Origin of the sequence: Pirellulimonas nuda, assembly GCF_007750855.1 — a bacterium.
GTDB classification, from domain to species: domain Bacteria; phylum Planctomycetota; class Planctomycetia; order Pirellulales; family Lacipirellulaceae; genus Pirellulimonas; species Pirellulimonas nuda.
The window spans coordinates 4,768,794-4,784,185 of the sequence record NZ_CP036291.1 but is presented as its reverse complement, the minus strand read 5'-3'; the positions used below and the strand labels follow the sequence as shown (position 1 = coordinate 4,784,185).

The window sequence follows — 15,392 nt, the reverse complement described above, 5'->3', positions numbered from 1 at the left end:
CCCTATGCTCACCAGCGACGATCTACACCGCGTGTCGAACGAGACGTTCGTCACCGCCATCGAGCGCCACGCGGTGATCGACTCAACCAACAACCGCGCGCTGGCCCTCGCCAAGCACGCGTCGCACGCCGAGCCCTGCCTGCTGGTGCTGGCGGACCGGCAGACGGCCGGGCGGGGGCGGGGGGCCAACACCTGGTGGTCGGAGGCCGGGGCATTGACCTTCTCGTTGCTGCTGGACTGTCGCCCGCTGGGGCTGCCGGTCGAGCGCTGGCCCGTTGCGTCGCTGCTGACGGGGCTGGCGGTGTGCGACGCGTTTGACGACGTGCTCGGGGGCGCCGATTCACGCGTGAAGTGGCCCAACGACGTCTACCTAGCGGGCCGCAAGGCGTGCGGCATCCTCATCGAGTCCGCCGACTACCGCAAAGGGCTGCTGGCCATCGGCATCGGCGTCAACGTGAACAACTCCGCCAGCGGCGCGCCCCACCCGTTGTGCGAGACAGCCATCTCGCTGAGCGACCACACCCACCGGCCGCTGGCCGAGGCCGAGGTGCTGGTGCGTCTGCTGCAACGCCTCGAGCAGCGCCTCGCTTGGGCGGCCGCGGGAGGGGGCGACCTGCAGGCCCAGTGGCGGCCGCGTTGCCTGCTCACCGGGCGGCAGATCGAGGCGCTCGCCGGCGAGTCGACGGTCGCGGGCCGCTGCCTCGGCATCGACCCCGACGGGGCGTTATTGCTCGAGGCGCCAGGCGGGCCCGTCCGGCTCCTCTCGGGTGTCGTAACCCGGGTCGACTGATCGAGCGCCGCCGCGCGCGGCGCGCGCCGGATCGCGCCGCGGCGCCCCTGCGACACTTTGTCTCGCGGCTGTTCTCTGCGTCGCTAAACGTGTTAAACTTCTAGCGCTTTCACGCGGCTGCCTGTTGCAAACGGAAAGTCGCTTCCTCTTCTGCCGAGCACTCTTTTAACGAGCCTCTCTATCAACGAGCCAACGATGCAGCAGTTCGTTCAAGCACTGGCGGACAAACGCGCCGAGGCCGAGCTGGGCGGCGGCCAGAAGCGCATCGACGCGCAGCACGCCAAGGGGAAGCTGACCGCACGCGAACGCATCGAGGTGCTGGTCGACCCCGGGTCGTTCGAAGAATGGGACATGTTCGTTGAGCACCGCTGCGCGGACTTCGGCATGGACGCCCAGCGGGTGACCGGCGACGGCGTCGTCACCGGCTACGGCACCGTCAACGGCCGGGTGGTGTTCCTGTTCAGCCAAGACTTCACGGTCTTCGGCGGCTCGCTCTCCGAGGCCAACGCCGAGAAGATCTGCAAGATCCTCGACCACGCCGTCAAGGCGGGCGTGCCGGTCATCGGCATCAACGACTCGGGCGGCGCGCGTATCCAGGAGGGGGTCGCGTCGCTGGCCGGGTACGCGGAGGTGTTCCAGCGGAACGTGCTGGCCTCGGGCGTAGTGCCGCAGATCTCGCTGATCATGGGGCCCTGCGCCGGGGGCGCCGTCTACTCGCCGGCGATGACCGACTTCATCTTCATGGTCAAGGACAGCTCGTACATGTTCGTCACGGGGCCAGAAGTGGTCAAAACCGTGACGCACGAGGAAGTGACGCACGAAGAACTCGGCGGCGCCGCGACCCACTCCACCAAGTCGGGCGTGGCGGACCGGGCGTTCGACAACGACATCGAAGCGCTGATGATGACCCGCCGGCTGATCGACTACCTGCCGTCGAACAACCGCAAACGCCCGCCGCACCGCCCCACGCCCGACAGCCCCGACCGCGAGGAGCCGTCGCTCGACGTGCTGGTGCCCGACAGCCCCACCAAGCCGTACGACATGCGCGAGCTGATCCTGAAGATGGTGGACGATGCCGACTTCTTTGAGATCCAACCCGAGTACGCCCAGAACATCCTCACCGGCTTCGGGCGGATGGACGGCCACGCGGTGGGGATCGTGGCCAACCAGCCGCTGGTGCTGGCCGGCTGCCTCGACATCCGCTCCTCGATCAAGGCGGCCCGCTTCGTGCGGTTCTGCGACTGCTTTAACATCCCGCTGATCACGCTGGTCGACGTCCCCGGGTTCATGCCGGGCACCTCGCAAGAGTACGGCGGCATCATCAAGCACGGCGCCAAGCTGCTGTACGCGTATGCCGAGGCCACGGTCCCCAAGGTGACCGTGATCACCCGCAAGGCCTACGGCGGCGCGTACGACGTGATGGCCTCGAAGCACCTACGCGGCGACGTGAACTTCGCCTGGCCCTCGGCAGAGATCGCTGTGATGGGGCCCAAGGGGGCCGTAGAGATCATCTTCCGCAAGGAGCGGGACAACGCCGAGCGCATCGCCGAGCTGACCGAAGAGTACCGCCAGCGGTTCGCCAACCCCTTCGTCGCCGGCCGACGCGGCTACGTCGACGACATCATCTTCCCGCGCTTCACCCGCAAGCGGATCTGCCGGTCGCTGGCGATGCTGCGCGACAAGAAGCTAGAGAACCCGTGGCGAAAGCACGGGAACATCCCGCTCTAGTGATTGGCTGGGCAACGATTGAACCACAGAGCCACAGAGAGCACAGAGACGGACGGAGGAATCCACGGATAGCACGGAACAGCACGGATGAAAAACCTTGAGCGATCGTGCTACAGGACTCGAAAGTTATACGATCGCGATCTTTCACGTTCATTCACGTTCGAAACTCACAAGTAGAGCCGGAAGCGTCAGCGCCCGGAGCAGTGAAGGCGCACGTGCTCCGGGGGCTCCTCCGCCGGGTCGGGGCCCTTCCGGCCCCCTAACAACGTTGGAGTCGTTCATCAGCGATGGAGTCGCAGTATCGCAACCTGGCAATGAAGCAGAAGGTCGCTCCCATCAAATCCTTACCCGTGCTGTTCCGTGCTATCCGTGGTTAAAGACTTCGTAAAAGGACGCAACGTGTTCACCAAGATACTAGTCGCCAACCGCGGAGAGATCGCGTGCCGCGTGATCAAGACGGCGCGGAAGATGGGCATCGCGACCGTCGCGGTCTACTCCGAGGCCGATAAGGACGCGCTGCACGTGCAGATGGCGGACGAGGGGGTCCTCATCGGCCCCGCGCCCGCGGCGCAGAGCTACCTGCTGGCTGAGCGCATCGTCGAGGCCTGCCAGCAGACCGGCGCCGAGGCCGTGCACCCGGGGTACGGGTTCCTCTCCGAGAACGCCGAGTTCTCGCAGCGGCTGGCGGCGGCCGGGATCGCCTTTATCGGCCCCGGCGTGCGCGCCCTCAAGCAGATGGGAGACAAGATCGAGTCGAAGCAGATCGCCCGCGACGCACGCGTCAACACGATCCCCGGCTCCGACGAGGTGCTGCGCGACGCCGAGCGGGCGGTCGCCTGCGCCCGGGCCATCGGCTACCCCGTGATGCTCAAGGCGAGCGCCGGCGGCGGCGGCAAGGGGATGCGCGTCGCCTACAACGACCAAGAGTGCCGCGAGGGCTTTGAGCGCGCTACGGGCGAGGCCCGCTCCAGCTTCGGCGACGACCGCGTGTTTGTCGAGAAGTACATCACCGAGCCCCGGCACATCGAGATCCAGGTGCTGGGAGACGCGCACGGCAACGTCGTCTACCTCGGGGAGCGGGAGTGCTCGCTCCAGCGGCGTAACCAGAAGGTGATCGAGGAGTCGCCCTCGGTGTTCCTCACCCCCGAGACCCGCGCCAGCATGGGCGAACAGGCGGTCGCGCTCGCCAAGGCGGTCGACTACCAGTCGGCCGGCACGGTGGAGTTCATCGTGGACGGCGACCGCAATTTCTACTTCCTCGAGATGAACACCCGCCTGCAGGTAGAGCACGCGGTCACCGAGTACGTGACGGGGCTCGACCTGGTGGAGCTGATGATCCGCGTCGCCGCCGGCGAGCGGCTGCCGTTCACGCAGGCCGAGGTCCGCTGCCAGGGCTGGGCCATCGAGGCGCGGATCTACGCCGAAGACCCGGCCCGCAAGTTCCTGCCCGCCGTGGGGAGGCTGGTGCGTTTCTCGCCTCCCGCGGAGTCGGACGGCGTGCGTGTCGACACCGGCGTGTACGAGGGCGCCGAAGTCTCCATCTACTACGACCCCATGATCGCCAAGCTGATCACGTACGGCCGGGACCGCACCCAGTGCATCGCGCGGATGGCGGGCGCGCTGGGCGAGTTCCACATCCAAGGGGTGACGCACAACATCCCGTTCCTGCAAGCGCTCGTCCTGCACCCCAGGTTCGCCCAGGGGCGGATCAGCACGAACACGATCGCCGAGGAGTACCCAGACGGGTACGACCCCGCGCTCCAGGCCCCCAAGGACCTCACGCTGCTAATCACCGCCGGCGGCGTGATCCACCGCCGCTACCGCGAACGCGCCGTGCAAATCACCGACCAACTGCCGGGCTACGAGCTGGCCGCGGACGAGAGCTGGATGGTGCTGGCCGGCGGCGAGCGCCACCCGATCGTCGTCGAGCCGACCCCCGACGGCTACCAAGTAAAGCACGACGGCGTGACGCACCGGGTGACGACCGACTGGCACTTCGGCGACGCGTTGTTCCGCGGCCGGTTCAACGGCGAGGAGGTGTGCATCCAGGTCGAGCGGCGCCAGTTGGTCTATCGGCTGCGTTATCAGGGGTCGCAGATCGACATGATGGTGCTGCCCGAACGGGTCGCGGAGCTGTACGCCTGGATGCCGGTCAAGCAGGCGCCCAATCTAGACAAGCACCTGCTCTCGCCGATGCCGGGCCTACTGATGCGTCTCTACGCCGCCGCGGGCGACCCCGTCAAGGCGGGGCAGGACCTGGCGGTGGTCGAAGCGATGAAGATGGAGAACGTGCTCCGCGCCGAGCAGGACGGCGTCGTGTCGCGCGTGCTGGCCGCGGTCGGCGATTCGCTGGCGGTGGATCAGACGATTTTGGAGTTTGAGTAGGGGCAGATGCAGGCAATCAATGCTAGCGGGGCCTAGATTGCCGAGCCTTCCGGACATTCTCCACAGCGGAAATGGCTTCGTCCAGGCGTGATTCGCTTTCCGTCCATTGTTGCTCTCGACGCAACTTCTCGTCGGCGGAGGCTTGGAATTGCTTGTCCAGTTCAGCTATCTGCTTATTCCATGCTTCCTGGTCAAAGTCGGCTCCATCCGCAAGCAGCTCTGCGTCCACCGGGAGAGGATCATTCAGTGTCTGCCTGGCATATCGAAACCGCTCAATAGCGTTCTCCCACTCCGACAGCTTCGTCAAGACGTGATCGAGGTCTGCTTCTGGAACACGCGGTGGCTCAACTTGAGTCGCGACTTCTACGTAGATCGAACGCAAGCGTTCGTAGCTATCAAACAATGTCTGGTAGTCACGTTGAGCCGCGGCCCCTGCAATCCGGTCAATACTTTGGTCGCCATCGCGGAACATTGACCTGATCGACGGCGACGCTTCTTGCTGCGACGAGTCGCTTGGCGTAATCGAACTTGACGTTGAGCAGGACGCAGCGAACGGCACGGCGGTGGCCAGCAAGAGCATCCCTCTAATACGTGAACGCTGCATTGGGAATGTACTGTTATGCATTTACTTCCGCGACTCGGACGGGTGCCATGCACCAAGCTTGCCGGGTGCCGGGTGCCATGCCCACGCTCGCGTGGGCATGCAACAAAGGGCCGCAGCCTATCGAGCCACGCATGCCCACGCAAGCGTGGGCATGGCACCCGGCGGCGGCCGAGGCGCCTTGCTTAGCGTGTCACTCCGATCGGCCCGGCGAGGCGATCCCCGTCCCGATGAAGTCGCGGAACTTGGCGGGGCTGCCCTCGTCGTCGCCGACCAGCAGGTAGAAGAGCATCCCGCAGTCCGAAATGTCTGCGACATGCCCGCTGTGCGCATGCGCCCGTGTGTACATCCATCGCACGTCGGGCTCTGGGTGGTCGCGCATCCAGTGCCACACCGAGAAGTCCTTCCCAGAGTTCCACAGGTGGTGGGGGTTCTCCTTGTCGTTCTGGTCTCGGATCTTCTTGTACTGGATCCGGTTCCCGCTGAGTTCTTGGATGTCTTTCCAGGTGCGGTGGTGCTCGCGGCGGCGCTCGTTCTCGTTGAAGGCGCTGTGCGACACCAGGTAGACGTGCGCCAGCGAATCGGCGTCGCCGTTCCGGATGACCTCTTCGACGGCAAGGCAGACAAACTCCGCCAGCCCGGCATGGATGAAGTAGAGCGGGTCGCTCTGCGTCGATTTGCCCATCTCTGCCGCTAGGCTCTGGATGGCTTCGCGCCGCTGGGTGGTGACGTCGAAGAACACACGCGGGTCAAAGCCCCAGTACTTCACGGCGCCGTCGGCGCTGATCTTGAGTTGGTTCTCTGCGTCCGGCCCCGGCGGGGCGTCGATGAAGTTGTTGTACGAGCAGTGGACCAGCTTCTTCTGCAGGCCCAGCTTGGCGATGATGGCGCAGGACGCCGGGAGGGCGCCCCAGTCGTCGGGGTCCCCCGTCGGCCATTTGTACTGGTTGTCGGCAGCGCTATTGCCGTCGAAGCTCATCGCGATCCGGTTGTGGTCGTAGCCCCAGGACTGCGCGAAGCAAGACGCCGGCGGGGCGGCCGCTACGACGAGGACCGCGAGGCAGCAGGCTTTCATGGTCGGCGGTCTCTTGGTGGTTGGATGGGTTGAAGAGGGGCGGTAATGAAGGAGTCTCAGCCGGGCGCCATGCTCCACGCTTGCATGGGCATGCGTGGCGGAATAGGCGCCTGCCTCTCGTACGTCGCATGCCCACGCAAGCGTGGGCATGGCACCCGGCTCAGCGCCGGCCCGAGTCGCGGTCGCCACGCGGGGCCGCGGCGGCCTCGGTCGACTCCAAGACTTCCGCCAGGGCCGAGCTTATCTGGGCGGCGTTCTGCCGATCGATTTGCATCACCCGAACGACCGGCTGAGACTGCCGCGCGGCGTCGTCCCGTTCACGGACCAGCGTGTGGATCTGTGTAAACAGGGCGTCGTTGCACGAAACCAGCAAGGCGTTGGCGACCTCGTCCACCGCTACGGTTAGTTGGATGCCCGACGGGCGGAGCCCCGGCGTTCGTGATTGAGCCGCGATCACCTCCAACGCCTGCTGGCTGTTGCGGTCGCGGTCCCCACGACCGGAAGCCGCAGCGGCCACCGGGTCGATCATGTAGTCCTTGTAAAGCTCTTGGACGATCGCAGAAATCTCGCCGGCTCTGGCGTATCGGACCGGGATGGTTCTTGGCACTCGGTCGCGTAGCGACGCGGGGAGATCGGTCGTGTCCAACAGGCGGAGGAACTGCTCGGCACGCGCGACCTGAGTCTCGGGGCCGCTGATGAAGAGTGAGTTGGTGCGGGCGTCGGGGACGATCCGCATGGTCTGAGAACCGGCGACGCCGTACTCGGGCCCGGCGCCGATCACCGCATCGGTGGAGGTGTCGGCCCGCAACAGATCGACCAGCGTGAGCGCGAGGGCGTCCGCGGGCGCGGCCTTCAAGAAGAACACGGTCCACTGGGTGCGAGAAGGCATCAGTTGCATGAGCTCGCGGATCGTCTCCTCCACCTGATCGAGGGCAACCTCGTCGGCCGAGTAGTACAACAACTCTCCGTCACGCACCTCGATGGTGACTCGGGCGGCAGGGGATCCGCTGGCAGTCGGCCGAGACCCGTCTTGGGTTTCAGGCGGCGCCGGCTGCCCGGCGGCGACCAACCCAAGGCCCCGATCGGGGGGCTGCGGGGATGGCGGGGACTCTCCCGCGTAGCTGATTGCTTGCAGCGAACGGACCGGGTCGCGGCGGGCGTCGTGGGTGGAGTTCTCGATCGGCACGCGCCGCGGCTCCTCGGGAGACCGGCCGTCGTCGTCGCCTGCGTCCTCGGCGGGCGTCACCACGCGGATGCGGTTGCCGAAGCCGTCGTCGTCGTCCAGCAACTGTTTCACGAGCCGGGCCACCCGCTCGGCGTCTTGGCTGGAGCCAAGGGGCAGGCGTCGGAAACGGCCCTTCGCGTCGGCGGCGCCCGGCAGCCCGGCGCCCTCGTTGAAAGACGCCAGCGCCTTTCGGATCTCGGCCATTTGGGCGGACGAGCCGCGAACAATCAACGAGCGGTTCTGAAACCCCGGCGTGATCACCGGTCGGTCGTCGCGGTCTTCGTTCTCGAACAGCGACGACAGGAGGTCGCTCATCACGTAGGGGTCGGTCTGCGTCAGCGGGATCACCTCGACGCCGTTGCCGATGCCGCCCGAGTCGATGGTCTGGATCAGCTCGTCGACGTCTCTGTGCTCGGCGGGCGTGGCGAGCACGTGGATCGAGTTGTTCCGCCCGTCTTCGTTGATGACCACGCCCGGCATCACCGCCTCGATCGTCTCGGCCACGTCGTCCTCGTCGGCGTTGTCGACGGTATAGACGCGTAGCTGCGGCTTGTTGCTGGTGAACGCGGCGGCCTCGCCCCCCGGGGCCGGCACGTCGATCGTCTCCAAGATGCCCTCGATCAGCCGCACCGCAGCGGGCGTGGCCGTCACCAGCACGCTGTTGGTGTGCCTGAGGGCGGAGACCTTCATGTTCATCGCGTAGTTCTCGACCAGCGGCGTCGGCGACGGCTGCTGCCCGCGGTCGTCGCCGCCTTCATCGCCGCGGCCGCGCTGCGCGCTCCTCATCCACTCCGCACGCCGCTGCATCGACTGACGGAAAGGGTTGGCGCCGAGCCCAAACAGGTTTTGGATCTGCCTCTCGGCGTCTGAGGCGGCGATATGCACCAACGGAAACGAACGGAACACCAGCTCGTCGTCCGCCGGTGGGGCCACCGACTTGCCGAGCAGGTCGACCGCTTCTCGCAGGCTCTTGCCGAAGCCTTGAAGGACCAGCGAGTTTGACGACTCGAGCGGCGACGCCACGCCCTGGGCGCCGAGCAGGCCGACCAGCTGGTCGGCGACCTTCGGCAACTCGAAGCCCTCGACGGGGACCACGATGCGGAGCAACTCGTTGTCGCCGTAGTCGTCGAGCTGCGTTGCCGGGACCGTGGGGACGAGGTTTGGCAGCATGGGGTTGTCGATCTTCATCACTACGAGAAACTGGTCGCGACGCAGCAGCGCATAGCCCCGCGGAAGAAGGTAGCCGTTGAGCACGTCAATCGCTTCGGTGACGCTGAGCCGCTTCTCGTCGATGTAGTTGAACACGCCGGGAGGCTCGTCGGTCAGGTCCAGCGACAGATCGGCCTCGTCAGCGATCCAGCGCAGCACATCGGGCCATTGCGTGTCGACGAAGCTGAATCGAAGCGTTCGGACTTCGGTCGCCGGCGCCGTTTGGTCGGAGACCGCCGGCCCGTCCCCCGCCCCCGCGGGTTCTTCCGCGTACACACGAGGGAGTCCCAGCGCCGCGAAAAGGGCAAGGGCTACGAGGCTTCGTTGGCAAGGACGCATCAGGGCACTCAACTCCGGTATGCGGCGCAGTGTCTTCGCGTCTCGACACCGCCTGGTGAGCAAGGGGAGATACCGCAACGTCCCGATCAAGCAGGCGGATCGCCGCAGGCATGGCTCTCGTTCGCAGCTCACCAGTGTATAAGGCGTCCCTTCTCATGGCCAGCAATCGAAGTTTCGGCATCGCGGGCCGCAGCCGCCCACCCGGCGTCAGTTCCCTCTGGCGGTGGCCTCACGTGCGCAAGCGAGGGCAGGGCGCCCGACCGTCACAAACCCTATTTCGCCCCGCTATCCTCCAGCCCCAGAGCCAACAGCACCCGCCCGGCCGCCTCGGACGCCGACAGCCGTCCTTCGGTCACCGCGGATTCGATCTCTGTGCGGAGGGCGCGTACCGCCGGGTGGGCGTGCAGCGCCTCGCACAGCCGCTCGTCGACGCGTTCCCACAGCCAGTGCCGCAGTTGCTCCGCGCGGCGGGCGTGCAGGGCGCCGGTCTGCTTTGCGTGGGCGCAGTGCTGCTCGACCGCTTGCCAGACGGCGTCGACGCCGCGGTTCTCTAGTGCGCTGCACAGCAGCACCCGGGCGCCGAGCGCGTCGTGTTCGGCGTCGCCAGAAGCGAGCGCGTTGCGGAGCTGGCCCGCGGTGACTTCGGCCGCGGGCAGCAGGGCGCCGTCCGCCTTGTTCACCGCGACGATGTCGACCACCTCTAGCAGCCCGCGCTTGATGGCCTGCAGGTCGTCCCCCGCCCCGGGCATGGCGAGCGCCAGCACGCAGTCGGTCATCCGCGAGACAAGTGCCTCGGACTGCCCCACGCCGACGGTCTCAACCAGCACCACGTCGTAGCCGGCCGCCTCGCACAGCAGCAGGCTTTCGCGGGTCCGCCGGGCCGTGCCGCCGAGCGTCCCCGCCGCGGCGGTGGGGCGGATGTAGGCGCCCGGCTCGGCCGCGAGGCGCGGCATGCGTGTCTTGTCTCCCAGGATGCTCCCCCCCGACAGGCTGCTCGAGGGGTCGATGGCCAGCACCGCGACGCGGCGCCCGGCCGCAATAAGTTGCAAACCGAGCGCCTCGATGAACGTGCTCTTGCCCGCGCCGGGGGGGCCCGTGATCCCCACGCGGACGGCGCCGCCGGTGTGCGGCATCAGCCGCGTAAGCAGCGCTTCGGCTTGCTGGGCGTGCTGGGGGTTGGTTGATTCGATCAGCGTGATGGCGCGTGCCAGTGTCGCTATGGCGCCGGCCCGGACCCCTTCGAAGTATTCATCAAGCGACAGCGGCCGCCGCTTTGCTGGAGAGGGGTCGGTCACTCGGCGCCCTTGGTGTTGCTGGCGGGCGCTGCTTCTAGGTGGTGACCCAGCCGCTGGGCGAGCAGGCCGATCAGCTTGTCGGCCGCCTCGCTCAGCACGGTGCCGGGGCCGAACACCGCCGCGACGCCAGAGTCGAGCAGTGCCGGGTAGTCCTCGGGCGGGATCACGCCGCCGATGACTAGCAGGATGTCGTCGCGTCCGCGACGCGCAAGCTCGGCGTGCAACTCCGGCCCCAGCGTCAGGTGGCCCGCGGCCAGCGAGCTGAAGCCGATGATGTGCACGTCGTTCTCGATGGCGTGGCTGGCGGTCTCGGCGGGGGTGCGGAACAGCGGGCCGATGTCCACGTCAAAGCCGAGGTCGGCGAACGCGGTGGCGATCACCTTCTGGCCGCGGTCGTGCCCGTCTTGGCCCATCTTGGCCACCAGGATGCGGGGGCGGCGCCCCTCGGCTTGCACGAACCGCTCAACCAGGGCTTGGGTTTGATGCACGCGCGCGTCCTTCTTCATTTCTGCTGCATAAACCCCGCGCACGGCCCGCACGGGGGCGTCGTACCGGCCGAACGCCCGCTCCAGCGCGTCGCTCATCTCGCCGACCGTGGCCTTAGCGCGGGCCGCGGCGACGCACAGCTCTAGAAGATTGTCGCTGCCCCGCGCTCCCGCGGTAAGCGCCGCGAGCGCCTGTTCTACCACACCAGGGTCGCGCTGGGCGCGCAGCCGCCGCAGCCCCGCGAGCTGCGACTCGCGGACCGCCGAGTTGTCGACGTGCAGCACCTGGATCGACTCGGGCTCGGTCGGCTGAAACTTGTTGACGCCAATCACCGTCTGCTTCCCGGAATCGATCAACGCCTGCGTGCGGGCCGCGGCCTCCTCGATACGCAGCTTGGGGGTGCCGGCCTGGATGGCGGCGGTCATCCCACCCATCTGTTCGATCTCCAGCAGGTGAGCCCAGGCGCGTTGGGCCAGCTCGTGGGTGAGCCGCTCAACGTAGTAGCTTCCCCCCCAGGGGTCGATCACGCTGCACGTGTCGGTCTCGTGCTGCAAGAAGAGCTGCGTGTTGCGCGCGATCCGCGCCGTGGCTTCGGACGGCAGCGCCAGCGCCTCGTCTAGCGCGTTGGTGTGCAGCGACTGCGTGCCGCCGTGCGTGGCGGCGAGCGCTTCGATGCCGGTCCGCGTGACGTTGTTGTACACGTCTTGCGCCGTGAGGCTCCAGCCGCTGGTTTGGCTGTGGGCGCGCAGCGCCAGGCTCTTGGGGTTCTTGGGCCCGAACCGCTGGATCAGCCCGGCCCACATCATGCGGGCCGCACGCAGCTTGGCGACCTCCATGAAGTAGTTCATGCCGATCCCCCAGAAGAATGACAGCCGGGGGCAGAAGGCGTCGATGTCGAGCCCCGCGCGGATGCCGGTGCGGACGTACTCCAGCCCGTCCGCCAGCGTGTAGGCCAGCTCCAGGTCGGCGGTGGCGCCCGCTTCTTGCATGTGGTAGCCGCTGATGCTGATGCTGTTGAACTTGGGCATCCGCCGGCTGGTGTACGCAAAGATGTCCGCCACGATCCGCATGCTCGGCTCTGGCGGGTAGATGTACGTGTTGCGGACCATGAACTCCTTGAGGATGTCGTTCTGGATGGTCCCCGCGAGCTGCTCGGGCGCAACCCCTTGCTCCTCGGCCGCTACGATGTAGAGCGCCAAGATCGGCGCCACCGCGCCGTTCATGGTCATCGACACACTCATCTTGTCGAGGGGGATGCCGTCGAACAGCGCTCGCATGTCGAAGATGCTGTCGATCGCGACGCCGGCCATGCCCACGTCGCCGGTGACGCGTGGGTGGTCGGAGTCGTAGCCGCGGTGCGTCGGCAGGTCGAACGCGATGCTCAGCCCCATCTGCCCGGCGGCCAGGTTCCGGCGGTAGAACGCGTTGGAGTCTTTGGCGGTGGAGAACCCTGCGTACTGGCGGATGGTCCAGGGCCGCTGGACGTACATCGTGGGGTAGGGGCCGCGCAGGAACGGCGCCATCCCGGGCATCGTTTCCAAGTGGTCGAGCCCCGCGAGATCGCCGGCGCCGTAGGCGGGCTTGATGGGGATCTGCTCGGGGCACAGCCAGAGGGCATCGCTATCTACGTCGTTGCCGCCATCGTCGTGAGGGCCGCCCGGTGACGATCCTTGTGGGTCGCGCCAGGGGATGTCGGAGAAGTTGGGGATAGCGTTCATGGCTCGAGCACCCCCTCGCGGCGCATCAGGTCTCGCAGCGCCTCGGGCACGTCGCAGCGGACGTAGATGAACGAGTCGACGCCGGCTTCGCGCCAGTCGGCCTCGTGGTCGCCCGGGTTGCCCGCCAGCACGACCGAGCGGGCGCCGGCCTGCTTGAGCCGCGGCGCGAGTTGGGGCACAAGCGCTGGGTAGAGCGCGTCGGCGCCGCACAGCACGGCGATGCTCGCCCCGCTGGCGGCGAACGCCGCCGCGGCGTCGTCGGCCGAGTCGAGCGTCTGGCTCACGTCAACCTCGAACCCGCCAACCTGGATCAACCCTTCGGCGAAGGCGACGCGCGGCGCGATGGGCCCCCGGGGCCCGACGGCCAGGACTTGCGCCTTTGGCCGGTGGCCATGCTCTGCCGCCCACGTGTCGACGACGTCGCGGATCGCCTCAAAGGGTTCCGCTAGACGCATCGGCTCGATCGGAGCGACGCACGTCGTCGAGGGGCCGAAGCCGAGGCGGCTGGCGATCTGGGCGAGGTTCGCGCCTTCATCGGCAAGTTGCACCGCGCGTTCCAAGGAGATGTCGGCCTCGGACGAAGCTGCGAACTCGGGTGGCGCCGGCGACGGCAGCGGATGCTGCCGAGCGGCCGTATCGGACACGGTCGGCTCCGGAAACTCGCTGACCCCCACGATCGGCTGCTTGCGGGTATGGACGTCGCGCATCCGGTGCTTGCTGATCGCCTGAAGCTGCTGGGCGATCCAGCCCGACTCGAGCACCCCCTGCATCCCCCCAAAACGTTCGATCTGCTGGAACAATCCCCAGGCGGCGTCGGCAAGCTGCTGGGTGAGCGTCTCGAGGAACCAGCTCCCCCCCGCGGGGTCGGCGACCCGCGCCAGGTGAGACTCGTCTTGCAGCACGTGCGCGGTGTTCCGCGCCACGCGGCGGCTGAGCGTGTCGGTCGCCCCCAGCTCGCTGTCGAACGGGACCGACGTAACAATGTCGGCGCCCCCGAGCATGCCCGCGTACAACGCCACCGCGCCACGCAGCATGTTGACCTGCGGGTCGAGCCGAGTCTGCACGCGCCTGCCGGCGCGGGCTTGGAGCAACATCGTGCAATGTTGATACGAGCCCCCCGACGCCTCGATCACGCGCCGCCACAGCCTACGCGCCGCGCGCAGCTTGGCGATGGCTTTGAAGTGGTGCGTGCCCAGCTCGACCGCGAACGCGATCTGTCGCGCGGCGTCGTCGACGGACAGGCCGTGCGCGGTGAGGGTCCGCAGGTAGCTCACCCCAGTGGCGAGCAGCAACGCCAGGTCCTGCACGGCGGTTGCCCCGGCGCGGTGGTAGACCGCGGTGTTTACCGCCACCGCCCGCGAACGGGGCGCGTGCTTGCAGGTCCAGGCGGCGAGTTCTCCCATCTGCGCTAGCATGGAGTTTGTTCGGAGCGGCAGCCCGCCCCGCTCGGCCAGCACGCCCAGCGGGTCGGCCTGGAACGACGCCCGCAGCTCGGCCAGCGGCACGTTCCGCCGGCGGCAAGACGCGAGGAACATCGCGGCCGCCGGCGCGAACGCCTCGCCCGCGCGTAGCGCGACGCCGGTACGATCGATCGGCACGCCGCCGAGCAACAAGTCCCAATCTTCTGCGCGGGCCGCCCGGACGCCCCGCTGAACGGCGTCCGCTGCGTGACCCCCGAGCCCCGCGTCTAGCTCTAGCTCGATCGAGTCGACTCCCCCCGCTAGGTCGTCAAGGATCTGTCGGTTTGCTTCTGCGGGATCGGGACAGGCGTAGGACTGCCGCAGCTCGACCCCCCGCCGGCCGCTGCCACAGGCGGCGGGTCTGGCGGGCGCCGCGTGGTCGAGGGCGTACAGCGGCTCGAGCGGGAACCCCTCGTAGGCGACGGGGGTCAGCCGCTTGGCGAACGACTCGCCGTGCAACCCCTCTTCGACCAGCCGGCGCCACGCGTCGTACCCGGCGGCGGGGAAATCGTCGCGGATCGAGAACCGGTCTGGCAGGGGTTGTGTCATCGGGCTTCGCGGTGGAAGCGGTTGGTCAACGCAGGAGCGTCGGGGGGCGGCGCGGCTGGTTTAGCACGGTCGCGGGGCGCCAACCGGGCGCCTACGCGTCTGCTGCCGGCTCGCATAGTTCGGTCAGCACGCCGTGGGTGCTCTTGGGGTGGAGGAAGGCGATCTGCATGTGGTGCGAACCGGTGCGGGGCTGCTGGTCGATCATCGTGATCCCCGCCTGCTGCAGCTCGCTGATCCGCTGCTTCAGGTCGGTCACCCCGAATGCGACGTGGTGCAGCCCCTCGCCGCGCGTCGCGATGAACTTGGCGATGGGGCCCGAGTCGCCCAGCGGCTCGAGCAGCTCGAGCCGCACGTCGCCGACGCGGTAGAACGCGACCCGCACGTGCTGGCTCGGCACTTCTTCGGCGCCCTCGTACTCGGCGCCCAGCACCTGGGAGTAGTAGTGCGACTGGGCTTCGATGCTCCGCACCGCGATGCCGACGTGGTTGAGCGACTGCACCCGCTTCGTGGTATTCAATTTGCACCTCGCAAC

10 protein-coding genes are annotated in these 15,392 nt (G+C 67.6%); 3 read left to right on the top strand and 7 right to left on the bottom strand.

The features are described from left to right. The first annotated feature begins 4 nt into the window (after positions 1-4). The 3 genes from Pla175_RS18635 (at position 5) to Pla175_RS18625 (ending at position 4,903) form a co-directional block, all read left to right on the top strand. Positions 5-790, top strand: a complete 786-nt coding sequence (locus tag Pla175_RS18635; protein ID WP_145288739.1) for a biotin--[acetyl-CoA-carboxylase] ligase — start codon at positions 5-7, stop codon at positions 788-790. Between the two features lie 195 nt (positions 791-985). Beyond that, positions 986-2,518, top strand: a complete 1,533-nt coding sequence (locus Pla175_RS18630; protein WP_145288737.1) for an acyl-CoA carboxylase subunit beta — start codon at positions 986-988, stop codon at positions 2,516-2,518. A gap of 399 nt (positions 2,519-2,917) precedes the next feature. Further along, the gene (locus tag Pla175_RS18625) at positions 2,918-4,903 is read left to right on the top strand and encodes an acetyl-CoA carboxylase biotin carboxylase subunit (protein ID WP_145288734.1); all 1,986 of its coding nucleotides are present in this window, start codon (positions 2,918-2,920) and stop codon (positions 4,901-4,903) included. A 22-nt stretch (positions 4,904-4,925) separates the two neighbouring features. On the opposite strand, the gene Pla175_RS18620 is transcribed toward Pla175_RS18625, so the two are convergent. The 7 genes from Pla175_RS18620 to mce all read right to left on the bottom strand — a co-directional run bounded on the left by Pla175_RS18620 (position 4,926) and on the right by mce (position 15,377). After that, positions 4,926-5,483 carry a hypothetical protein gene (locus Pla175_RS18620; RefSeq protein WP_145288731.1) on the bottom strand — a complete coding sequence of 186 codons (558 nt, stop codon included), beginning with the start codon at positions 5,481-5,483 and terminating at the stop codon, positions 4,926-4,928. Positions 5,484-5,697: 214 nt separating this feature from the next. After that, on the bottom strand, positions 5,698-6,579 hold the full coding sequence (locus tag Pla175_RS18615; protein WP_145288728.1) for a hypothetical protein: 882 nt from the start codon (positions 6,577-6,579) through the stop codon (positions 5,698-5,700). A gap of 160 nt (positions 6,580-6,739) precedes the next feature. After that, positions 6,740-9,289, bottom strand: a complete 2,550-nt coding sequence (locus Pla175_RS18610; protein ID WP_197526975.1) for a secretin N-terminal domain-containing protein — start codon at positions 9,287-9,289, stop codon at positions 6,740-6,742. Between the two features lie 335 nt (positions 9,290-9,624). Further along, on the bottom strand, positions 9,625-10,647 hold the full coding sequence (gene meaB, locus Pla175_RS18605; protein ID WP_145288720.1) for a methylmalonyl Co-A mutase-associated GTPase MeaB: 1,023 nt from the start codon (positions 10,645-10,647) through the stop codon (positions 9,625-9,627). Further along, positions 10,644-12,851 (bottom strand): methylmalonyl-CoA mutase, encoded by a 2,208-nt coding sequence (scpA, locus tag Pla175_RS18600; protein WP_145288717.1) that lies wholly within the window; start codon positions 12,849-12,851, stop codon positions 10,644-10,646. Before scpA ends, meaB begins: the two co-directional genes overlap by 4 nt. Further along, a complete protein-coding gene (locus Pla175_RS18595; protein ID WP_145288714.1) occupies positions 12,848-14,860 on the bottom strand; it encodes a methylmalonyl-CoA mutase family protein in 2,013 nt (670 codons plus the stop codon). Before Pla175_RS18595 ends, scpA begins: the two co-directional genes overlap by 4 nt. Positions 14,861-14,951: 91 nt before the next feature. Further along, positions 14,952-15,377, bottom strand: a complete 426-nt coding sequence (mce, locus tag Pla175_RS18590; protein WP_197526974.1) for a methylmalonyl-CoA epimerase — start codon at positions 15,375-15,377, stop codon at positions 14,952-14,954. Positions 15,378-15,392 lie beyond the last annotated feature (15 nt).

What these genes read in the sequence shown, in the direction of transcription:
- Pla175_RS18620 (WP_145288731.1), bottom strand. Translation starts at nt 5,483, where the DNA reads ATGCTCTTGCTGGCCACCGCCGTGCCGTTCGCTGCGTCCTGCTCAACG.
- Pla175_RS18635 (WP_145288739.1), top strand. Translation starts at nt 5, where the DNA reads ATGCTCACCAGCGACGATCTACACCGCGTGTCGAACGAGACGTTCGTC.
- Pla175_RS18630 (WP_145288737.1), top strand. Translation starts at nt 986, where the DNA reads ATGCAGCAGTTCGTTCAAGCACTGGCGGACAAACGCGCCGAGGCCGAG.
- Pla175_RS18615 (WP_145288728.1), bottom strand. Translation starts at nt 6,579, where the DNA reads ATGAAAGCCTGCTGCCTCGCGGTCCTCGTCGTAGCGGCCGCCCCGCCG.
- scpA (WP_145288717.1), bottom strand. Translation starts at nt 12,851, where the DNA reads ATGAACGCTATCCCCAACTTCTCCGACATCCCCTGGCGCGACCCACAA.
- Pla175_RS18595 (WP_145288714.1), bottom strand. Translation starts at nt 14,860, where the DNA reads ATGACACAACCCCTGCCAGACCGGTTCTCGATCCGCGACGATTTCCCC.